This window comes from Staphylococcus warneri, assembly GCF_900636385.1.
Taxonomy (GTDB): Bacteria; Bacillota; Bacilli; order Staphylococcales; family Staphylococcaceae; genus Staphylococcus; species Staphylococcus warneri.
Genome location: NZ_LR134269.1, coordinates 1 through 22,799, shown reverse-complemented (window position 1 = coordinate 22,799; position 22,799 = coordinate 1). Strand labels below are relative to the sequence as shown.

Below are 22,799 nucleotides of genomic sequence, written 5' to 3'. Positions count from 1 at the left end.
AAGAACAATTGATTAGTTATTTTGTAGTATATTCAAGCATTTTTATCATCATATTAAATATAAAAAAAAGCCGTTAAATAATTGTTATATCATTTAACGGCTTATCGGTATTAATTACCATAATTTTTCTAATAAGTTAGTTTGCTCACGATCTGGACCTACTGAGAAGATTGAAATACGTACGCCACATAATTCAGAAATACGTTCTAAATATTTGCGTGCATTTTCAGGAAGCTCTTCTAAAGTACGGCAACCTGTAATATCTTCTGTCCAACCAGGTAATTCTTCGAAGATTGGTTTACAACGTTGTAATTGATCTAGGTTAGCTGGATATTCAGTAATTTCTTTACCATCTAATTCATATGCTGTACAGATTTTAACTGTATCTAAGCCAGTTAACACATCAATTGAGTTGATTGATAAGTCTGTAATACCACTTACACGGCGTGAATGACGTAATACTACTGAGTCGAACCAACCTACACGACGTGGACGACCAGTTGTTGTACCGTATTCACGACCAACTTCTCTAATGTGATGACCATCTTCATCAAATAATTCTGTAGGGAATGGACCATCACCAACACGTGATGTATAAGCTTTACATACACCAATGACTTTTGATACGTATGTTGGACCTACACCAGTACCTACAGTAACGTTACCTGCTACTGGGTTACTTGAAGTGACGAATGGATATGTACCGTGGTCGATGTCTAACATCACACCTTGGGCACCTTCGAATAGTACTTTTTCATCTGCAACAATTGCGTCGTCTAAGATTTTAGGTGTATCTGTAACAAATTCTCTTAAACGTTGACCTGCAGCATAATATTCTTCAAATATATCATCAAAGCTTGGACATGTTTCGTTAAACATACCTTTGAAATATGCATTTTTATGTTCAATATTTTGTTTTAATAGTCTTTCGAATGTTTCTTTTTCGACTAAGTCTCCCATACGGATACCAATTCGTTGTGCTTTATCTACGTATGCTGGGCCGATACCTTTTTTAGTTGTACCGATTTTATTATCACCGCGAAGACGCTCTTCATACTCGTCTTGTGCAATATGATAAGGTAAAATCACTTGAGCACGGTTAGAAATACGTAAGTTATCTGTTGAAATACCACGTTCATTTAAACCGTCTAATTCTTTAAGTAATGCAACTGGATCAACTACCACACCATTACCAATAACTGCTAATTTGTCTTTATAGAAGATACCTGATGGTACTAAATGTAATTTATATGTTTCTCCACCAAATTGGATGGTATGTCCTGCATTATTACCACCTGAAAAACGTGCAATCACGTCTGCTTGTTCTGCTAAGAAATCTGTAATTTTACCTTTACCTTCGTCTCCCCATTGTGTCCCAACTACTACGATTGATGACATAAGAGCACCTCCAAATTTTTCTCATTTAACCATGAAGTATTTTACCAATATAGATACTATAATGCAAATAAAAATCGAACATTGATTTCATACAATCAAATTCATCTATTTTTCTTTATAATGAAAGTCAAAAAGTATATAAAAGCTATCATGACGGTATTCAACATATTTATTCAAAAATTCAAGACACATACTTAGTGATTTTTAAATGCCTTTATACAAAACAAAAACCGTACAATAAAACTGTAAAGTTATTTGTTGTACGGTTTTTATATTTAAAATATTTTATGACATTTCTGCATGAGCATAATCTATATCAGTAAATTTGTTGTATTGTTTCATGAAGTGTAATTTCACGGTACCTGTCGGGCCGTTACGTTGCTTAGCGATGATAATTTCAATTTCACCGTTATCATCATTAGTTTGTGGCTCAAAGCTTGAATCATCATCGTCATCCTCATCTTCGCCACGATTATAATAATCATCACGATATAAGAAGGCAACAATATCAGCATCTTGCTCGATAGACCCTGATTCACGGATGTCACTCATCATCGGACGTTTATCTTGACGTTGTTCAACACCACGAGATAACTGACTCAGTGCGATAACAGGGCATTCTAGCTCACGTGCAATAGCTTTTAGCGTACGTGAAATTTCAGATACTTCTTGTTGACGGTTATCTGAGAAACGTGAACCACTACCTTGAATTAATTGTAGATAGTCAATCACAATCATATCTAAACCATGCTCTTGTTTAAGTCGACGACATTTAGAACGTAAATCATTGATTCGAATACCTGGCGTATCATCAATAAATATTTTTGTTCGAGATAGTTTACCAACTGCAATCGTGAATCGGTTCCAATCCTCTTCGGTCATTGTACCGGTTCTTAATCGGTTTGAGTCAACGTTACCTGAACTACATATCATACGTGTTGCTAATTGGTCTGCACCCATCTCAAGAGAGAAGATACCTACTGTATATAAATCTTCATGTGTTGCTACCTTTTGGGCAATATTAAGTGCGAAGGCAGTCTTACCAACAGATGGTCGTGCAGCTAAAATGATTAAGTCGTTTCGGTTAAAACCTGCTGTCATTTGGTCTAAATCTCTATAACCTGTTGGAATACCAGGTGTTTGACCACTATTTTGATCGAGTTCCTCAGCAGTTTCATACACTTGTCCTAATACATCTCGAATATCTTTAAAACCATCACTCTCACGTGTAGATGATAGTTCTAAAATACGTCGCTCTGCATCGCTCAAAATCGTATCTAATTCTAACTCATCATTGTATCCGTCATTGGCGATACTATCTGCAGTCTGAATCAGTTTACGTTTAAGTGCATGTTTAAATACGATATCAGTATAATATTGAACGTTTCTTGTTGTAGGGACATTGGTAGATAATTCTGCAAGATATTGCGGGCCACCCGCTTCACTCAAGCTTCCTTCAGTCGTTAATTGATCCATTAACGTCACTACATCAATTTCTTTATTATCTTCATTTAAGTGCATCATCGCACGGAAAATATGTTGATGGGCGCCTCTATAAAATGACTCAGGAAGTAACACTTCCTGAGTTGTATTAATTAATTCCGGATCAATAATAATGGCACCTAAGACAGATTGTTCGGCTTCATTGCTATGTGGCATTTGATTTTGCTCGTACATACTATCCATTATTGATTACACCTCTATTTTCAATCCATCTTTATTGTTCTACTGTATGCACACGAATAGTACCTTCAACTTCTTTATCTAATTTAACAGGTACGTTTGTATAACCTAGTGTGTGGATACCTTGTGGTAAATCCATTTTACGTTTATCTAATTTAATGTCATGTTGATCTTTAAGGGCTTGGGCAATTTGTTTCGTACTTACTGAACCAAATAATTTACCGCCTTCACCTGTTTTAGCAGATACTTCAACTTCGATGTTAGCTAATTTTTCTTTTAATGCTTTTGCATCATCAATTTCTTGTTGTCTGTCTGCTTCAGCACGTTTATTTTGTTGTTCTAATTGTTTTAAGTTACCAGGTGTTGCTTCTACAGCATAATTATTTTTTAATAAGAAGTTATTTGCATAACCTACTGGTACGTCTTTAACTTCGCCTTTTTTACCTTTACCTTTAACATCTTGTGTGAAAATTACTTTCATGCGTCTTCACTCCTACTCATTTGTTCTGTTATTGCTTGTTGTAATTGTACAATGGCATCTTCGACTGAGACACCTTTTAATTGTGTCGCTGCATTCGTCAAGTGACCCCCGCCACCAAGGGCTTCCATTGTTAATTGAACATTAACTGAGCCTAATGAACGGGCTGAGATACCGACTAGGTTATCTTCACGTTTGGCAACGACATATGAAGCTTCTATACCTTCTAAACTTAACAACTCATCGGCTGCTTGTGCAACTGTAACAGGATGATAAATTTTATCGTCTGAGCCATGTGCAATCGCAACACCGTTATCTTGTACTTCGACTGTTCTAATTAATTCAGAACGGTTAATGTACGTATCCAAATCATCTTTTAAGAAGTGTTGTGTAAGAATAGTATCGGCACCATGTGCTCGTAAATAACTTGCGGCATCGAACGTTCTTGAACCCGTACGTAATGTGAAGTTTCTTGTATCAACAATAATACCTGCATACATAACAGTAGATTCAAGACGTGTTAAACGCTGTTCAGTTGGTTGATATTCTAGCAACTCTGTGACAAGTTCTGCTGTTGAACTTGCATAAGGTTCCATATAAACCAGTAATGGATTGGAGATAAAGCTTTCACCACGTCTATGGTGGTCAATCACTACCTTACGATTTGCTTTATTTAAGACATTTTCATCTAGAACCATTTCTGGTTTATGCGTATCAACGACAACAACCGTTGTTTTCGATGTCATCATATCCCATGCATCGTCTGATGTAATAAATCGTTCTTTAAGTTCTGGTTTCTTATCAATTTCATCCATGACACGACGCAATGTTGGATCGATATCAGATTCATTTAAGACAACATATGCTTCTAGATTATTCATTAATGCGAATCTAGACACACCAATGGCTGCACCAATGGCATCTAAGTCAGGTCGTTTATGTCCCATCACGATGACTTTATCGCCTTCAGTTAAGATATCTTTTAATGCGTGTGAGATAACACGCGCTCTTACACGTGTACGTTTTTCCATCGGGTCAGTCTTACCACCATAGAAGCGTACGTTGCCGTTCATGTTTTTAATTGCAACTTGGTCGCCACCACGACCTAGCGCTAAGTCTAGACCTGATTGCGATAATTCACCTAAGTCGATAAGATTCTCAGTACCTTCACCGACACCAATACTTAATGTCAATTGTGCTCGGTAACCAACACTTTTCTCACGTAATTGACTTAAAATGTTGAAATTTGAATCTTCGATTTCTGCTAAAATCTTTTGATTTAAATAGGCTACGAATTGGTCTGAATTATAACGTTTGAAATAAATATTATATTCTGATGCCCAACGACTAATTACACGTGTAACCATTGAGTTAATTTCAGAACGCTGTGTATCGTTCATGTTTTGCGTGATTTCATCGTAGTTATCTAAGAATAATGTTGCAATAATGGGTTTTGAATCTTCATATAGTTGGTTCGTTTGTACTTCATCTGTAATATCGAAGAAGTATAAGCAATGTTCATTGCTTGAATAACGTACTCTATAATGATAATTTTCATGTTCAATTTCTACTTCTTGAACTTTCTCCAATTGCTTTAAGATATTAGGAAATATTTCGTTTACCGATTCTGAAATAACATTAGTTGTTAAATGTTCAGACATAAATTGGTTAACCCATTCAATATGGTCGTTCTCATCTAACACAATCATCCCGATCGGTAAGTGTTTAATCGCCTTATTACTACTTGTTGTAATATGACCACTTAAACCATCCACATAACTGTCCATTTTCATAAAAGCTTGTCTTAGCAAGAATCCACTAGCAATAATCATTACTAGTAGTATACCTGCAGCTATACCTGCCACGATTTGGTTAAATATAAACCAAACGATGACTAATGCTATAGCAGTCAGTACCATTATGATAAATGGTATGAGCAAAGCTTTTTTAGTGGATTGACGGTTCATTCTTCCACCTCTCATCACTTTTTATTATTATTGTTCATTAGTTGTTTTAAATTGATACATAAATCGATGACACCTAATAACCCTACAATATGAGTCATTGGTGTTAATAATGTCCCTATAACCATTAATATGATAGTTACTACATTCGGTAGTCGCTTCGCTTTTCCGAAGAAATGTATCACGCTCATCCCTTGAATGTACATCACTAATGATAACACAACTTCAAAGTTTAATACGATACTCTGGAACGTACTTGGTTGGGTTGCAAACATGACACAAAGTAAATCAATAATATAGATTGTTAATAGCGTACGATTCATTTGCCAAGCGAATAGTGGTTTGAATATTGGCGTAGCTACTTTGAATTTGCGCAAGATTGGAAATGTTATGATCAGATTAATTAAAACGAAAAGAAAAACGATAATAATGAGATAACTAGGGAGTTGGACCGTCATTTGGCGGATACTTTCTTCAAGCATCTGTCTGTAATCAGCATCTGCTCCACTTGTTAATAACATGTTATGAACGGTTTCTTTAACTGGGTTAACTAATGCGGCTGCTCTTGGGATTTTTTCAAATACTTGTAATAACATGAATCCTATCAATGTCATTAAACTTAGAGATACCGTTGTTACATATAAAATTCTTTCTTTTGTTGCTCTTTCCTTAAGTAATTGTCCAATGATTAAACTCGTTAAAATCACTAAAACCATCATACTTAAGACGAATGTATTACCTAATAATGTTGTAATTATAACTGTTACTAAGGCACTAATTCCAAATGACTGAATAGATTTGTTCCATAATACGACACCTGGGATTGTTGCAAATAAACATAAAATTAAGCCGAGAATAGGTAATACATGTGTTACTAAAGCGACTATCACTAGTGCTAATGTGCCTATCATAGTTGCTTTAGGTTGTATTTTTGAAAACACACACGCCACTCCCATACTTTTTTTGACTATAATTACCATTTTAACCTCTTTGAAAAAAATAAACAATAAAGTACTACTGGTATTTATGTCGGTCAATTCCAGCAGTACTTTAGAGTGAAATACAACTTATTTTATGATTATAAAAATAGTCATTATCGTCGAATATGTTTCGCATTTAAAAAGTGATATAAATTAGGTGCCCAATCTTCAAAGTTAAGTAAGAAACCATCGTGCCCCACATTATCTGGTACAAAAAAGTGTCGATGATATTTAAAACGTTGTCCTGCCGCTAATACTTGATCATCTGGATATAACAAATCATCTATGAATCCCATCGTTAATACCTTTGTGTCTAATGATTTAAACACCTCATCAACATCATCTCTGCCTCTATCAATATTATGACTATCTAAGACGTCCAGCAGTGTTAAATAACATGATAAATCAAAGGATTCTTTGAACTTGTTCCCTTGATGTTGTTGATAACTAACTACCTCTTCAGGTGTGAAGCGTTGATCATAACTTTTAGAAGATCGATAGGTTAAAAATCCTAATTGTCGAGCAATACTTAAACCTTCTTTACCTCCGATATGAATCGCTTGTCTAGCAATCTCATTAAAGGCACAACTGTACGATGAGGTTTTATCTGTAGCAGCAAGTATAACCGCTTTATCTACTTGGAATCGTCGATTATAAAGTAATTCTAGTGCTTGCATACCACCTAAACTCCCACCGATTAAAATATCTATTTTATTAAACCCTAGTGCTTCTATCCCCTTCTCAAGTGCACGTACGATATCTCTTAATGTTAAATGATCTGGAAAATGTGGATCATTATGCTTTGAACTTGAACCAAATGGACTCCCTATGACGTTGAATGTTAAAAATTGATAATCATTGATAGGCATATAACCACCATCAATAATTTCACGCCACCAACCTGGATGTTCATCTGTACCATATGTAAGATGATTGCCAGTTAATGCATGGCAAACTAATGCTAATGGTTGTCCAGGATAACCTACATGTTCATATTTTAATTTTAAGTTTTGTATCGTTTCTCCAGACTCTGTCGTGAATTGGCCTAATTCTAATGTATCAACTGTATAATTCGACATATATGAATCCATCCTCCTTTAAATAAAAAAGCTTCTTACTCTATGAGAAGTAAGAAGCGGTTCAGTACTTATCATTCGAGTGCTCGTTGGTTTTAGCACCGTACTCGTATTCTTTATAGCCGGTTGCTGAAGCGTCTATGGGCCAAGTCCCTCAACTTCTCTGAATAAGATTTTATGATTAAGTTTTGAATAAATACATTAATTATCTAAATTTTCTAACTACTTAAATTTTAACTAACTCTATCACGAAATTCAATATGTAGACCTTGATTTCTATAGAAAGAATCTCAATAGAGCGATAAATGCAATACCGCCTAAAATGGTCCAAGTTAGACTTCTCGTATATATGGCTAATAATACAGTTGGTATTAATGCAATAATGAATGGCACATTGAGTGTATAGCCTACACTACCTTCATGTTGTTGAATAATACCGTCCAAGACAAGTGCTGTAAAAAGTGTGATAGGTATAAAGGATAACCATTGAATAAAAACATCTGGTAGATTTACTCGTGAAATCATCATAAATGGAATCACTCTGACTAAAATCGTAACAATACCACATAGAATAATAATGATTAACATATGTTGATCTGTCATCATCTGTCCATCACCACCCCTAATGTAGATGCGACAACCGCAGATATTATAATCGCTACATACGAGGGCATAACAAAGCTTAACGTTAACATCATCACAATGACACATAGAATAAGCACAAGATAGATGTTGATCTTAGACTTTTTAACAGATTCAAATTGAGCAATTCCTAAAAATACAAACATAGCTGTAATCGCAAAATCTAATCCTAACATCTCTGGATTCGAAATATATTTGCCAAATACAGCACCAACTACACAAGAAAAGGTCCAAAACAAATATGCTGTGATGTTTAAACCATGCAACCAACGATCGTTAATTGGCTCACCTTTTAAATAAGGCGTGATGGCTACACCAAACGTTTCATCGGTTACTAAAGAACCAAGTCCAATTCGATTCCATAAACCATAAGACTTAAAATTGGGTGCTAAAGTCATACTTAATAAAAACATACGTGAATTAACAATAAATGTTGTTAACACTATCGCTGTTATGGGTGTTCCAGCTATGACTAACGCACATATAATAAATTGCGCCGCACCAGCATAAATAATCAAACAAAGTAATATAATTTCTAATAAACTAAACTTTTGAGATGCAGCAACGATGCCAAATGAAATACCAACACCTGCATACCCTAATAATGTTGGAATGCATTCTTTAACACCTTGTCTAAATGTGAGATGGGTCATCTTGTCTCCCCCTTTCTAGTTACAAACGCATTTACGTTTAAATAATAAACTCAAGTCTAATATACAATGATGAAAACGGCAATCACTTTAGACGTCGGTGTGTGTGATGTCAGACAAACCTCACTTTTAAAATGCCGTCATCACAACATTTTAAATATGACAGAATTTTCTATAAATAGTTAGATTACCCACACTATTTTGCGTCTGAATTTTACTTAATGTCCCTCCCCTACCCTCTTACTTTAGGTTATTGGCATAAAAAAAATACGCGGCAATGATGGCTCTTCATTACCGCGCATTGTGTAGCTAGTCATTCGCTAACAATCTAAATTATTTAGTTGGCTTTTGAATATGAGTTTTACCACCCATGAATGGTACTAAGGCTTCAGGGATAGTTACAGTACCATCTTCATTTTGGTAGTTCTCAACAATTGCTGCGAATGTACGACCTACAGCTAAACCACTACCGTTTAACGTATGCGCTAATTCAGGTTTAGCTGCATTATCACGTTTGAAACGGATATTGGCACGTCGTGCTTGGAAGTCAGTACAGTTTGAACATGAACTGATTTCTTTGTAGTCGTTATAGCTAGGTAACCATACTTCTAAGTCGTATGTTTTACTAGCACTGAAACCAATGTCTCCAGTACATAAGATAACACGACGATATGGTAATCCTAATTCTTCTAAGATTGCTTCAGCGTTTGTAGTCATTTCTTCTAAAGCATCCCAAGAATCTTCAGGTTTTTCAAAGCGTACCATTTCAACTTTGTCGAATTGGTGTAAACGAATTAAACCTCTTGTATCTCTACCAGCTGAACCCGCTTCACTACGGAAACATGCAGATTGTCCAGTGAATTTTTCAGGTAAGACACCTGGTTGGATGATTTCATCACGATAGAAGTTTGTTAAAGGTACTTCAGCAGTTGGAATTGTATATAGTCCTTCTTTTTCTACTTTAAATAAATCTTCTTCGAATTTAGGTAATTGACCAGTACCATACATTGTATCAGCGTTAACTAATTGAGGTACCATCATTTCAGTGTAACCATGTTGTGTTGTATGTTTAGTAATCATGTAGTTCATTAATGCACGTTCTAATTGTGCACCGTCTCTAGTTAGATAAACGAAACGTGCACCAGAAATTTTAGCGGCACGATCGAAGTCAGCCATTTTAAGATCTTCTACGATATCCCAGTGTGCTTTCGCTTCGAAATCAAATTCACGTGGTGTACCCCATTTTTTAACTTCGATATTTTCTTCATCTGAAGCACCTTGTGGTACATCATCATTGATAAGGTTTGGAATACGACATAGAATATCTGACATTTTATTATCAATTTCATTTAATTGTGTATCATATTCTTTAATGTCATCACCTAATTGACGCATTTCAGCGATAACATCATCAGCATTTTCTTTATTACGTTTTTTCTGAGCGATTTCTTCACTTACTTTATTACGTTTCGCTTTCATCTCTTCTGTCTTGCTTATTAATGTACGACGCTTTTCATCTAATTCTAATACCTCATCGACTACTTTAGGGTCGTCTCCTCTTAATTCAATTTTGCTCTTAACTTTGTCTGGCTCTGTTCTAAAAAGTTTAATATCTAACATGAAACCTTCATCCTTTCCCATAAAAAATATATATTTAGCATGCCAACTATGTATATAAAAGCATACAAAAAGACCACGCCCCGACAAGGGACGTGGTCTACGCGTTGCCACCCTATTTAACAAACAAAGCAAACATCTCAATGAAATGTAACTTCGTTTGCACTTAACTATAATAACGGTTATTCGCCGATTGCTCACTAAATGTAGGTAGATTCACATTAAAGTGGATTACTTGTTCTCACTAACCACAAGCTCTCTGAAATCCATCAATAATACTACTTGGCCTACGAACAATGTTTTATTAACTTACTCACAATATAGCAAAGTTTTTTGTAATTTTCAAGTTATTTTAAAATTCAATCATTTTCATTTTATGAATGTATTAATGATATGCACTATCCTTTAAGTACTGTGCTACGGCTTCTATGTCCTTATGGAATTGTCTATCCTGTTTGATAGATGGCACAATGTTTCTAAATTCGTCATATTTGTCTCGTGTTTTAGGTGATAGTTGATTGACACCTTTTAACTCAACTGCTTGTAACGCAATAATACATTCAATCGCAATAACTCGTCGTGCATTTTCAATCATTTGATAACCATGTCTTGAAGCAATCGTTCCCATAGATACATGATCTTCTTGGTTAGCTGAAGATGGTATAGAATCTACACTCGCTGGATGTGCAAGTGTTTTATTCTCAGAAACTAGGCTCGCAGCCGCATATTGCATAATCATCGCGCCACTTTGTAAACCAGGTTCAGGACTTAAGAATGCAGGTAGACCGTTATTCAATTGCGGATTCACTAGTCGTTCCACACGTCGTTCTGAAACATTCGCTAATTCACTGACACCTAACTTCAAATGATCAAGCGCAAAGGCGATAGGTTGTCCATGGAAGTTACCACCAGATATAACTATTGTTTCACCGTCTTCATCAAAGATAAGTGGATTATCATTTGAAGCATTCATTTCAAACTCTAACTTTTCTTTTACGTAGTTAAACACTTGATAACTAGCGCCATGAATTTGTGGAATACAACGTAAAGAATACGCATCTTGAACACGAATCTCAGCTTGTCTTGTTGTTAACTTCGAGTCTGCTAACCAATCACGCATACGTGCCGCGACATCTACTTGTTCTTGACTATTTCTAACTGCATGTACTCTATGATCATAAGCATCAACAATACCATTTAACGCTTGATGCGTGAGCGCCGCAATCCACTCTGCTTGGTAACCTAGGTCTTCCGCTTCAATATAATTAATAACCCCTTGAGCAGTCATAGCCTGTGTACCATTAATTAATGCTAATCCTTCTTTAGCTTGTAGATGTAATGGTGCTCTTCCTAATTCATTTAAGACATAACGACTATCAACTTCTTCATTTTTAAAGTAAACAAGTCCTTCACCAATAAGTGCTAAAGCTAAATGAGATAATGGTGCTAAATCACCTGAGGCACCGAGTGAACCTTGTTGAGGAATGACAGGAATAATACGCTCATTAATGAAATATTTGAGCTGATCGACCAATTCTAACGTTACTCCTGAATTTCCTTTTAATAATGTATTAAGACGTAAAATCATCATCACGAGTGATACCTCTTCAGAAAATGGCTCACCCATCCCACAAGCGTGTGAACGTATTAAATTAACTTGTAAGTCATTATATTGAGTCGAATCAATACGCACATCACTAAATAAACCAAACCCTGTAGTGATCCCATAAATGGTTTCTTTATCATTAATAATTCTTTCTACTACACTTCTACTTTTTTTAACTCTTTCTAATGCTTCCTCTGTGATTTCAATTTTTAAATCTTGGTGTAATAATTGTTTAATATCTTCAATCGTTAAAGCTTCTCCATTTAAAAATAAAGTCATAGAAACAGCTCCCCTTTATGTAGAATTAAAACTTCCATTATCAAAAAGTATACGTTTTCATTTTTATATAAACAATACTTTTTACAATTTTTATAATACATTAACAATTTAATTATTTAATACACTAAAATATTGTCATTGTTATACTTGGTATATATATCGTTACATTTCTTAAATTTCTATTGACGAAAGTGTATTACAGGTATAGTATTTTTTATTGTATTTAAAAGCACACACATCGTTGTGACTTATATTCAATATCAAATGAATCAATGAACATAAACCGGTTTGTATAATAGAAATAGATAATCCGGTAAAAGGAGGTTTAGGTAGATGGAAACTTTAGATACTATTAATATTCCTAAAAGAAAAGAAGAGTCTCATAAAGGTGATTACGGTAAAATCCTATTAATTGGTGGATCTGCTAATTTAGGTGGTGCAATCATGTTAGCAGCACGTGCATGTGTATTTAGTGGTAGTGGTTTAATTACTGTAGCAACACACCCAACTAATCATGCTGCATTACATTCTCGATGCCCGGAAGCAATGGTTATCGATATTAACGATACAAAGATGCTTACTAAAATGATTGAAATGACAGACAGTATCTTAATTGGACCTGGACTTGGTGTAGACTTTAAAGGAAATAATGCCATTACTTTCCTATTACAAAACATCCAACCTCATCAGAATTTAATAGTAGACGGTGATGCTATTACTATTTTTAGTAAACTTAAACCTCAACTACCTTCATGTCGAGTAATTTTTACGCCACATCAAAAAGAGTGGGAACGTTTAAGTGGTATCCCAATTGAAGAACAAACTTATGAGCGTAATCGTGAAGCGGTTGATCGTATTGGCGCGACAGTTGTTCTAAAAAAACATGGTACTGAGATTTACTTTAGAAATGAAGATTATAAACTATCTATCGGTAGCCCAGCTATGGCAACTGGTGGTATGGGAGATACTTTAGCAGGAATGATTACTAGCTTCGTAGGCCAATTTGACAGTATAAAAGAAGCGGTGATGAGTGCCACATATACACATAGTTATATCGGAGAAAAGCTTTCTGAAACAATGTATGTCGTACCACCATCACGTTTAATCAATGAAATTCCATTCGCAATGAAACAATTAGAAGAATAGCTTATATAGGGAATATGGTCACATTTAACAGTCGCCATATCCCTTTTTATTACATAAAAATAAGACTCCCCTGATGATAGGGGAGTCTTATTTTCTACTTTATATTATGGTTTATTCATCTTCATTATCTTCTGAATCGTTTTTGATATCTTCATTTACACGATCCATAAAGTCTTGTCTTACTTCGATTCGTTCATCACCATCTTGAGTGTCTTCTGAACCTTGTTCTTCATCAGTAACTTCAGTTTGAATCGCTTTGCCTGGTGCGCCACCTTCGATAACTTCTTCGTTACTAGACTCACCTTGAGCATTATCACTTTCAATATCTGATTCTGCTTCATCAGCGTCATCTTCTTGTTTTACTTTAGCTACTGTTGAAACAAATTGGTCATCACCTAAACGCATAAGTCGAACACCTTGTGCAGAACGACCATTTTGTGAGATGTCATGTACATCTAGACGTATAATCACACCTGCATTCGTTACAACCATTAAGTCTTCTTCACCTGTAACAGTTGTAATACACACGATATTACCATTACGTTCTGTAATTGTTGCCGTCTTAATACCTTTACCGCCACGATTTGATAATCGGTAATCAGCAACTGGTGTACGTTTACCGTATCCATTTTCAGTAACAACTAATACTTCATCTTCACTATTCGCATGTGCGACATCTAAACCGACTACTTCATCACCTTCACGTAATGTGATACCTTTCACACCTGCTGCTGTACGGCCAAGTGGACGTAATGCTTTTTCAGAGAATCTAATCAATGAAGCATGTGCAGTACCAATAAGGATATCTTCTTCACCATCTGTTAGTCTAACTGCAATTAACTCATCATCTTCTTTAAAGTTAATCGCAATTTTACCGTTCTTATTAATACGAGAGAAGTTACTTAATGATGATCGTTTAACGATACCTTTACGTGTTGCAAATACTAGGTAATCGTCTTCACTTTCAAGGTTTTTAACAGCAATCATTGTGCTAATACTTTCATCATTTTCAAGTTCAATCGCATTAACAATTGGGATACCTTTGGATTGACGAGATAATTCTGGTACTTCGTAACCTTTAAGTTTGTATACGCGACCTTTATTCGTAAAGAATAAGACATTGTCGTGAGTACTTAAAGTTACTAATTGACTCACAAAGTCTTCTTCTAATGTATTCATACCTTGTACACCACGACCACCACGGTTTTGGGCACGATATGTAGATACTGGAAGACGTTTAATATAATTGTTATGACTTAATGTAATTACAATTTGTTCTTCTGGAATTAAATCTTCATCTTCTAAATCATCTAATCCGCCAAGTTGAATTTCTGTACGACGTTCGTCACCATAACGTTCTTTAATTTCTGTTAATTCGTCACGAACTAATTGTAGTAATACTTCTTCATCCGCTAAAATCGCTTCTAATTCATCAATATAAGCTAATAATTCGTTATATTCTGATTCAATTTTGTCTCTTTCTAAACCAGTTAAACGTCTTAAACGCATATCTAAGATAGCTTGTGCTTGTCTTTCAGATAATTTGAAGCGTTCTTGTAAGCTCTCCATTGCCACTTTATCTGTTTCAGATTCACGAATCGTACTAATAATTTCATCAATATGATCAAGTGCAATTCTTAAACCTTCTAAGATATGAGCACGGTCTTTTGCTTTTCTTAAATTATATTCTGTACGTCTACGTACAACCGTTTTTTGATGTTCTAAGTAATGGACTAATGCTTCTTTAAGATTAATCAACTTAGGTCTGCCATTGACTAAGGCAATCATATTCACACCAAATGATGTTTGTAACGGTGTTTGTTTATATAAGTTATTTAAGATAACACTTGCGTTAGCATCCTTACGAATATCAATAACAACTCTTACACCTGTACGTAAACTTGTTTCGTCACGTAAGTCAGTAATACCATCAATTTTTTTATCACGTACAAGTTCAGCAATTTTTTCGATCATTCGTGCCTTGTTAACTTGGAATGGAATTTCTGTAACAACAATACGTTGACGTCCGCCACCACGTTCTTCAATTTCAGCACGTGAGCGCATTTGTATAGAACCTCTACCTGTTTCATAAGCACGTCTAATACCACTTTTACCTAAGATAAGACCAGCAGTTGGAAAATCTGGACCTTGAATATCTTCCATTAATTCACTGATTGAGATGTCTGGGTTCTTACTTAAACTAAGTACGCCATCAATCACCTCTGTCAAATTATGAGGTGGTATATTAGTCGCCATACCTACGGCGATACCTGCCGCACCATTGACTAATAAGTTAGGGAAACGTGCAGGTAAGACTGACGGCTCTCTTTCGTTACCATCATAGTTATCAATAAAATCAATTGTATCTTTATTAATATCACGTAGTAATTCTAGAGTAATTTTAGTCATACGTGCTTCGGTATAACGCATGGCAGCTGCGCCATCACCATCCATGGAACCAAAGTTACCTTGTCCATCCACAAGTGGATAACGATAACTGAATTCTTGTGCCATTCTTACCATAGCCTCGTAAATAGATGAGTCACCATGTGGGTGATATTTACCCATAACATCCCCAACGATACGTGCGGATTTTTTATATGGCTTGTCTGGAGTCATACCTTGTTCGTTTAATCCGTACAGTATACGACGATGTACTGGTTTTAATCCATCTCTGACGTCTGGTAATGCACGAGAAACGATAACACTCATTGCATAGTCTAGGAATGATTCGCGCATTTCATTGGTTATATTTCGTTCATTAATTCTTGATTGAGGTAATTCAGCCATCAAGAGATCCTCCTTCAAAAGTTCAGTTCATAGTGCTTAGAAATCTAGGTTGGCATAGACTGCGTTATCTTCAATAAATTGTCTACGGTTTTCAACAATGTCACCCATTAACATTTCAAATGTTTGGTCGGCATCAATTGCATCTTCTAATGTTACTTGTAACATTGAACGATGTTCTGGATTCATCGTAGTTTCCCATAATTGGTCGGCATTCATTTCACCAAGACCTTTATAACGGGCAATAGACCATTTAGGTGTTGGATTTAATTCTGCTTTTAATTTATCTAGTTCTCTATCGTTGAAGACGTAATATTTTTGCTTACCTTGCGTTAATTTGTATAACGGTGGTTGTGCAATATAAACGTATCCCGCTTCAATTAACGGTCTCATAAAACGATAGAAGAATGTTAATAACAATGTTCTGATATGGGCACCATCAACATCAGCATCTGTCATAATTACAATTTTATGATAACGTGCTTTACTAATATCAAATTCTCCACCGATACCCGTACCAAATGCTGTAATCATAGAACGAATTTCATTGTTATTTAAAATACGATCTAGACGTGCTTTTTCAACATTAAGAATCTTACCTCTCAATGGTAAAATCGCCTGTGTGCTTGAGTCACGGCCTGATTTAGTAGACCCACCGGCAGAGTCCCCTTCGACTAAGAAAATTTCACTTTCTTCAGGGTTTTTACTAGAGCAGTCAGCAAGTTTACCAGGTAAACTTGAAATCTCTAATGCTGATTTACGACGTGTCACTTCACGTGCTTTCTTTGCAGCAACACGTGCACGAGATGCCATAATACCTTTTTCAACAATAATTCTACCAACACTAGGATTTTCATATAAGAAACGTTCAAAGTGCTCAGAGAATAATTTATCTACAACTTGTCGCACTTCAGAGTTTCCTAATTTTGTTTTCGTTTGACCTTCGAATTGAGGATCACCATGTTTGATAGAAATAATAGCTGTTAAACCTTCACGTGTGTCTTCACCTGAAAGTCTATCTTTATCTTCTTTGATAATTTTACTATTCATACCATAACTATTTAATACACGTGTTAACGCACGTTTAAAGCCATCTTCATGCGTACCACCTTCATACGTGTGGATATTGTTGGCATATGTTAATAAATTCGTTGAATAGCCTTTATTATATTGGATCGCAATTTCAACTTCGATATCATCTTTAGATTGGTGAATGTAAATAGGTTCGCCATGGATAGGTTCTTTATTTTCATTCAACATTTCTACATAAGACTTAATCCCACCCTCATAGTGATAAGAGTCTTGTCTGATATCATCTTCGTCTCGCTCATCCGTTAAAGTGATTTGAATACCTTTGTTCAAGAATGCTAACTCACGAATACGTTGTTGTAATGTTTCATAGTTGTAAACAGTTGTTTCAGTAAAGATACTACTATCCGCTTTAAAACGAATTGCTGTACCTGTTTTATCTGTGCTACCAATTTCTTTTAAATCAAATTGAGGTACACCTTTTTTATAGGCTTGGTGATAAATCGTATCGTTACGATGTACGTATACTTCTAAATCCTCTGATAGGGCATTAACAACGGATGAACCTACACCATGTAGACCACCTGATACTTTGTATCCGCCACCACCGAATTTACCTCCGGCATGAAGTACAGTTAAAATAACCTCAACTGCTGGACGTCCCATTTTTTCTTGAATATCTACTGGGATACCACGACCATTGTCAGTAACTTTAATCCAATTATCTTTTTCAATTGTTACGTTAATTTCATCAGCATAGCCTGCTAATGCTTCGTCAATACTATTATCAACAATTTCCCATACTAAATGGTGCAAGCCTCTTTCTGAAGTTGAACCGATATACATACCAGGTCGTTTACGGACCGCTTCTAGTCCTTCTAATACTTGTATCTGCCCAGCACCATAATTATCTGTGTTGTTTACATCTGACAATGTATTCACCATCACTTTCTGTTACTTTATAATTTCACCTTGATTTATACGGTATAACTTAGCATTATTCATGATTTCATGATCAATACCGTCTACGGATGTCGTAGTTACAAATGTCTGTACTTTATGTTGAATTGTACTCAATAAGTGCGTTTGACGTGAGTCATCTAATTCACTCAACACATCATCTAGTAATAAAATTGGATATTCTCCAACTTCTATATTCATTAGTTCAATTTCAGCTAATTTAATTGACAATGCGGTTGTTCTCTGTTGACCTTGTGAACCATACGTTTGCGCATCCATGCCGTTAACATTAAAACCTAAATCGTCACGATGTGGTCCAAAAAGACACACACCACGATCTTTCTCTCTTTGAAGATTGTCATTAAGTAATGTCAGAATCTCTTCTAACATTTCTGATTCCGTTTGGTCCTGATGACTTAATTTCAAACTTGGTAAATATTTAAGCGCCAATTGTTCACGCTCATTCGTAATACCTGCATGAATGGGTTGAGCTAATTGTTCTAGTTCTTTAATAAAATGTTCACGACGCAACGTCACCTTTAACGCATATTCAGCAAATTGTTGATTTAAGACTTCCAACATAGTTGTGTCAGTCTTATTACCAATTTGTAGTTGCTTTAGGTAATTGTTCTTTTGTTTTAAAATACGTTGATATTGAGAAAGATCGCTTAAATAGACTGCTGATATTTGTCCTAATTCCATGTCTATAAAACGACGGCGTATTAGAGGTGATCCTTTGACGATATTCAAATCTTCCGGCGCAAAAAGAACCACATTTAGATGCCCGATATATTGTGTTAGTCTACTTTGCTCTAAGTGGTTGACCTTCACTTGCTTACCTCTTTTAGTAATGAACATCGTCAGTGGCATTGTGCCATGTCTATAATTTAGCTCACCTTCTATTTTAGCATACTCAGAATCAAAACGTATGAGTTCCTTGTCATTAGAAGTTCTATGGCTTTTTGCCAAAGCTAAAGTGTAAATTGATTCAAGGAGATTCGTCTTTCCTTGTGCATTCTCACCTATGAGAATATTCACTTCAGGATGACAATCGATTGTAACCTGTTCATAGTTACGATAGTTTTCCAATTGGAGTGTATTTAGTTTCATTGTTCACCTTGGTGAATGATTAAAAAAGCACCCGTATCTTCAGGTAATTCAGGTATATCAATTCGATCATGATGTTCTAATTTTTTGCCACGTCTAACTTCACGTTGACCATTAATTAAAACCTCGAAATCTTGTAGGAACCATTTTGCTTGGCCACCTGATTCAATGATACCTTCTGTTTTCAGAAATTGACCTAAAGTAATGTCACCTTCTACAACAACTTCTTGAATCAAATTCATCACTCCATTTCTTTTTATGTCATTAATATATTATACCTGTTTTGCGCTCAAATTTCATGTGAAACAAAGAATGTAAACGTTTACTTATTGTGATAATGTCTCTATTTTAAATTTAATGGCTGTTTCCATTACTTTTTTTAGTTATGTATTAACGTCATTTTAATTTTAAAGGGTATATTAGCTCATTTTTCTATAAATCGATAAAAATTCCTCCTAAAAATATTTTCTTACGCTTAAAGAAAGGCTCACACACTTTAAAATGAATTTTAAATTAAAAATAGCTGAGACATTTAATCGTGTCTCAGCTATTATTTATTTTCGCTTTTAAATATTGATTAGTAAGTACGGATTGGTAAGATCAATTGAGTGACTGAGTCATCGTCTTTAGGTTTTAAGATGAATGGTTTCATCGTACCAAAGAATTCGACTTCGACTTCGTCATTATCAATCGCTTTTAATGCATCCATCATATATTTTGAGTTGAACGAAATTTTAAGATTGCCACCTTCTACATCAGTTGCTGTCACTTCTTCTTTTACAGTACCAATTTCTGGAGACGTTGATGATAGTTCAACAACTTCATTACCAGTGCTTAATTTGATGACATTATTACCGCCTTCTCTAGCTAATAATGATGCACGATCAATCGCATGGTAAAACTCACCATTGTTAATTCCTAATTTGATTTCATAGTTTTCAGGGAATAAACGCGTTGTATCTGGATAATGACCTTCTAATAAACGAGAAATGAAATTAACATGACCTACTCTAAATAATACTTGGTTAGATGCGAAGAAAATATCAATATCTTCATCACTATCGCTCATAATTTTATTTAATTCAGATAAAGCTTTACCAGGAATGATGACATTTTTATTTTCAGATGTATCTTCTAATTTTAACTTTCTTACAGCCAAGCGGTGTGAGTCAGTTGCTGTGCATATTAATTCATTATCTTGTATAAGCCAATTCACACCAGTTAATACTGGGCGTGTTTCTGAGGTGGACACTGCAAAATTAGTTTGTGCAATGATATTTTTTAGTACTTTTACAGATAATTGAATAGCGTCATCTCTTGATACTTCTGGTAATAGTGGATATTGATCTGGATCTAAACCACTTAAGTTGAATTCAGAATGACCAGATGTAATGAGTGTTTGGAATTGCTCATTAGTAGATAATTTAACATCTTTACCTGGTAATTTTTTAATAATATCAACGAAGAAACGACCAGGAAGTACAACTGATCCTGTTTCTGAAATATCAACAATATCTTCACCATCTATTTGTTTTGGTATTGAGATTTCAATTGAGATCTCAGAATCTGATCCAGTCAAAATGACTTCATTATCTTTAGCGTCAATTTTAATACCAGTAAGAATTGGTAAAGTTGTTCTAGGTGAAATAGCTTTTAATGTATCGTTTAGTTGATTAATAAAATAATCTCTTTTAATAGTGAATTCCATCATTAAAATTTAAACTCCTTCCAGTCGTTTATATATAATTATATAGGTTTTAAATTCATAGTAATAGTAGTAGGGCCTGTGAATTAGTGGATAAGTGACAATAAGTCTGACATAGCAAAGTTATACACATGTGGATAAAGTGTGTATATTGTGTACACCTTTTCAACATTGTCCACAATCCACAACTTGATTATTTTTTTAGAATCATACAACGCCAACAAAATGATGAATGTTTTTTCGATGTAATTATTCCCTTTTATAATCAATTTTAATCTTCAATTCGAACTGTACTATAACAGCTCAAGTTTTTAAATTATTTCCCAACTATTGGTTTCTAATTTCTTTTTCTAAATTTTCCACTTCTTGTTTAAATGTAGGATCTGCTTTAATATCATTTACAATTTTTTCGTGAGCATGAATCACGGTTGTATGATCACGCCCACCAAACTCTTCACCAATCTTAGGTAATGAAAAATCTGTAAGTTCACGTGAAAGATACATCGCTATTTGTCGTGGATAGGCAATAGATTTCGTACGCTTTTTGGCACTAAAGTCCTCTATGCGAACGTTATAGTATTGTCCAACGACTTTTTGTATATCTTGAATGGTAATCTTTTTAGATTTAGGTGCTTGTATAATATCTTTTAAAGCTTCCGCAGCTAATTCAGTCGTGATAGGTTTACCTTGTAATTGTGAATATGCTAGTAAACGTGTTAAAGCACCTTCAAGTTCACGAATATTGGATTGAATTTGATTAGCAATGTAGTTTAAAGATTCCATTGGTATATCTAAATTCTCTTCTTCAATCTTTTTCTGTAGAATAGCCATTCTTGTTTCATAATCTGGTGGTGTAATATCCACAATTAAGCCCCATTCAAAGCGAGAACGAAGTCGATCTGATAATTTTGAGATCTCTTTTGGTGGACGGTCACTAGAAATAACAATTTGTTTATTATTGTTATGCAATTCATTGAAAGTATGGAAGAATTCCTCTTGTGTTTGCTCCTTATTTTGAATGAACTGTATATCATCGATTAGTAAAACGTCGATATTACGGTATTTCTCTCTAAAAGCATCACCTTGGTTATCACGAATTGACTTAATAAATTCGTTTGTAAACTTTTCACTAGATGTATAAATCACATTAGCATTAGGATTATTACTCAAAACATGATGTCCAATGGCATGCATTAGATGAGTCTTTCCTAATCCAACTCCACCATAAATAAATAATGGATTGTATGCTTCGGCTGGTGCTTCTGCTACTGCTAAACTCGCAGCATGTGGAAAACGGTTGCCTGGTCCGATTACAAATGTGTCAAACGTATTGTGTGTATTAAATTGTTCAATACCACCTGGGTTATCGACATTTTGATGTTGTTTAGTTTCTTGAGCTGCAGGTTCTTCAGGTTGTTTTTGATCGGCGTTCATATATTTTGACAGTTCTTCTTCAGTTATAAAACGAGGTTCGACTTCATAACCGATCACTTCATATATGATGCTTTGCATAATCTCACTATATTTTTGATTGAGCCAATTCGCATTGAAAGATTCACTGACTAATACGATGGCTTTATCATTTTGGAGTGAATAGAGTTGCGTATCTTTTACGAAAGTATCAAAACTAATTTTTGAAATTCGTTCTTTGGCGAGGTCTAATACTTTTTCCCAAATTTCTTTTTCAGACAT

General features: G+C 35.0%; 17 protein-coding genes, 1 riboswitch and 1 other annotated feature. Of the genes, 1 reads left to right on the top strand and 16 read right to left on the bottom strand.

The genetic code is table 11. The features are described from left to right. Window positions 1–114: 114 nt before the first annotated feature. The 10 genes from EL082_RS00085 to hutH form a co-directional block, all read right to left on the bottom strand. The gene (locus tag EL082_RS00085; RefSeq protein WP_002451564.1) at window positions 115–1,398 is read right to left on the bottom strand and encodes an adenylosuccinate synthase; all 1,284 of its coding nucleotides are present in this window, start codon (window positions 1,396–1,398) and stop codon (window positions 115–117) included. 285 nt (window positions 1,399–1,683) lie between these two features. Further along, a complete protein-coding gene (dnaB, locus tag EL082_RS00080; protein ID WP_002451563.1) occupies window positions 1,684–3,084 on the bottom strand; it encodes a replicative DNA helicase in 1,401 nt (466 codons plus the stop codon). A 31-nt stretch (window positions 3,085–3,115) separates the two neighbouring features. Further along, window positions 3,116–3,562, bottom strand: coding sequence for a 50S ribosomal protein L9 (rplI, locus tag EL082_RS00075; protein ID WP_002466410.1), 447 nt, complete (start codon window positions 3,560–3,562; stop codon window positions 3,116–3,118). Beyond that, window positions 3,559–5,526 carry a DHH family phosphoesterase gene (locus tag EL082_RS00070; protein WP_103286096.1) on the bottom strand — a complete coding sequence of 656 codons (1,968 nt, stop codon included), beginning with the start codon at window positions 5,524–5,526 and terminating at the stop codon, window positions 3,559–3,561. The genes rplI and EL082_RS00070 overlap by 4 nt, the downstream gene beginning before the upstream one ends. A 14-nt stretch (window positions 5,527–5,540) precedes the next feature. After that, window positions 5,541–6,479 carry a YybS family protein gene (locus EL082_RS00065; protein WP_103286128.1) on the bottom strand — a complete coding sequence of 313 codons (939 nt, stop codon included), beginning with the start codon at window positions 6,477–6,479 and terminating at the stop codon, window positions 5,541–5,543. A 137-nt stretch (window positions 6,480–6,616) separates the two neighbouring features. Further along, complete coding sequence (metX, locus tag EL082_RS00060) at window positions 6,617–7,582, bottom strand: homoserine O-acetyltransferase MetX (protein ID WP_002466415.1); 966 nt, start codon at window positions 7,580–7,582, stop codon at window positions 6,617–6,619. A gap of 65 nt (window positions 7,583–7,647) precedes the next feature. Further along, a riboswitch (SAM riboswitch) is annotated at window positions 7,648–7,753 on the bottom strand. Between the two features lie 102 nt (window positions 7,754–7,855). Continuing rightward, window positions 7,856–8,185 (bottom strand): AzlD domain-containing protein, encoded by a 330-nt coding sequence (locus EL082_RS00055; RefSeq protein ID WP_103286097.1) that lies wholly within the window; start codon window positions 8,183–8,185, stop codon window positions 7,856–7,858. After that, window positions 8,182–8,874 carry an AzlC family ABC transporter permease gene (locus EL082_RS00050; protein ID WP_015364550.1) on the bottom strand — a complete coding sequence of 231 codons (693 nt, stop codon included), beginning with the start codon at window positions 8,872–8,874 and terminating at the stop codon, window positions 8,182–8,184. The genes EL082_RS00055 and EL082_RS00050 overlap by 4 nt, the downstream gene beginning before the upstream one ends. 330 nt (window positions 8,875–9,204) lie before the next feature. After that, a complete protein-coding gene (gene serS / locus EL082_RS00045; RefSeq protein WP_002466417.1) occupies window positions 9,205–10,491 on the bottom strand; it encodes a serine--tRNA ligase in 1,287 nt (428 codons plus the stop codon). A gap of 83 nt (window positions 10,492–10,574) precedes the next feature. Further along, window positions 10,575–10,790: a binding site (T-box leader), on the bottom strand. Between the two features lie 83 nt (window positions 10,791–10,873). Beyond that, window positions 10,874–12,373: a histidine ammonia-lyase gene (hutH, locus tag EL082_RS00040; protein WP_103286098.1), complete on the bottom strand. Its 1,500-nt coding sequence runs from the start codon at window positions 12,371–12,373 to the stop codon at window positions 10,874–10,876. 333 nt (window positions 12,374–12,706) lie between these two features. On the opposite strand from hutH, the gene EL082_RS00035 reads away from it, so the two are divergent. Then, window positions 12,707–13,519 carry an NAD(P)H-hydrate dehydratase gene (locus tag EL082_RS00035; protein ID WP_047210591.1) on the top strand — a complete coding sequence of 271 codons (813 nt, stop codon included), beginning with the start codon at window positions 12,707–12,709 and terminating at the stop codon, window positions 13,517–13,519. Window positions 13,520–13,630: 111 nt separating this feature from the next. Here EL082_RS00035 and gyrA read toward each other — a convergent pair whose 3' ends face one another. The 6 genes from gyrA to dnaA form a co-directional block, all read right to left on the bottom strand. Beyond that, the gene (gene gyrA, locus EL082_RS00030; RefSeq protein WP_103286099.1) at window positions 13,631–16,309 is read right to left on the bottom strand and encodes a DNA gyrase subunit A; all 2,679 of its coding nucleotides are present in this window, start codon (window positions 16,307–16,309) and stop codon (window positions 13,631–13,633) included. Window positions 16,310–16,345: 36 nt separating this feature from the next. Next, window positions 16,346–18,280, bottom strand: coding sequence for a DNA topoisomerase (ATP-hydrolyzing) subunit B (gyrB, locus tag EL082_RS00025; RefSeq protein WP_023374457.1), 1,935 nt, complete (start codon window positions 18,278–18,280; stop codon window positions 16,346–16,348). Between the two features lie 9 nt (window positions 18,281–18,289). Continuing rightward, window positions 18,290–19,405: a DNA replication/repair protein RecF gene (gene recF, locus EL082_RS00020; protein ID WP_103286100.1), complete on the bottom strand. Its 1,116-nt coding sequence runs from the start codon at window positions 19,403–19,405 to the stop codon at window positions 18,290–18,292. After that, window positions 19,402–19,647, bottom strand: coding sequence for a S4 domain-containing protein YaaA (gene yaaA, locus EL082_RS00015; RefSeq protein ID WP_015364547.1), 246 nt, complete (start codon window positions 19,645–19,647; stop codon window positions 19,402–19,404). The genes recF and yaaA overlap by 4 nt, the downstream gene beginning before the upstream one ends. Before the next feature lie 332 nt (window positions 19,648–19,979). After that, window positions 19,980–21,113 (bottom strand): DNA polymerase III subunit beta, encoded by a 1,134-nt coding sequence (gene dnaN / locus EL082_RS00010; RefSeq protein ID WP_080983269.1) that lies wholly within the window; start codon window positions 21,111–21,113, stop codon window positions 19,980–19,982. Window positions 21,114–21,434: 321 nt separating this feature from the next. Further along, a complete protein-coding gene (gene dnaA, locus EL082_RS00005) occupies window positions 21,435–22,799 on the bottom strand; it encodes a chromosomal replication initiator protein DnaA (RefSeq protein ID WP_049416585.1) in 1,365 nt (454 codons plus the stop codon).

Bases quoted from the DNA above. Each gene is read 5' to 3' on its own strand.
- metX (WP_002466415.1), bottom strand. From the start codon at position 7,582: ATGTCGAATTATACAGTTGATACATTAGAATTAGGCCAATTCACGACA.
- recF (WP_103286100.1), bottom strand. From the start codon at position 19,405: ATGAAACTAAATACACTCCAATTGGAAAACTATCGTAACTATGAACAG.
- dnaB (WP_002451563.1), bottom strand. From the start codon at position 3,084: ATGGATAGTATGTACGAGCAAAATCAAATGCCACATAGCAATGAAGCC.
- serS (WP_002466417.1), bottom strand. From the start codon at position 10,491: ATGTTAGATATTAAACTTTTTAGAACAGAGCCAGACAAAGTTAAGAGC.
- hutH (WP_103286098.1), bottom strand. From the start codon at position 12,373: ATGACTTTATTTTTAAATGGAGAAGCTTTAACGATTGAAGATATTAAA.
- EL082_RS00035 (WP_047210591.1), top strand. From the start codon at position 12,707: ATGGAAACTTTAGATACTATTAATATTCCTAAAAGAAAAGAAGAGTCT.
- gyrA (WP_103286099.1), bottom strand. From the start codon at position 16,309: ATGGCTGAATTACCTCAATCAAGAATTAATGAACGAAATATAACCAAT.
- dnaA (WP_049416585.1), bottom strand. From the start codon at position 22,799: ATGTCTGAAAAAGAAATTTGGGAAAAAGTATTAGACCTCGCCAAAGAA.
- EL082_RS00055 (WP_103286097.1), bottom strand. From the start codon at position 8,185: ATGATGACAGATCAACATATGTTAATCATTATTATTCTATGTGGTATT.
- EL082_RS00065 (WP_103286128.1), bottom strand. From the start codon at position 6,479: ATGGGAGTGGCGTGTGTGTTTTCAAAAATACAACCTAAAGCAACTATG.
- dnaN (WP_080983269.1), bottom strand. From the start codon at position 21,113: ATGATGGAATTCACTATTAAAAGAGATTATTTTATTAATCAACTAAAC.
- EL082_RS00050 (WP_015364550.1), bottom strand. From the start codon at position 8,874: ATGACCCATCTCACATTTAGACAAGGTGTTAAAGAATGCATTCCAACA.
- EL082_RS00085 (WP_002451564.1), bottom strand. From the start codon at position 1,398: ATGTCATCAATCGTAGTAGTTGGGACACAATGGGGAGACGAAGGTAAA.
- EL082_RS00070 (WP_103286096.1), bottom strand. From the start codon at position 5,526: ATGAACCGTCAATCCACTAAAAAAGCTTTGCTCATACCATTTATCATA.
- rplI (WP_002466410.1), bottom strand. From the start codon at position 3,562: ATGAAAGTAATTTTCACACAAGATGTTAAAGGTAAAGGTAAAAAAGGC.
- gyrB (WP_023374457.1), bottom strand. From the start codon at position 18,280: ATGGTGAATACATTGTCAGATGTAAACAACACAGATAATTATGGTGCT.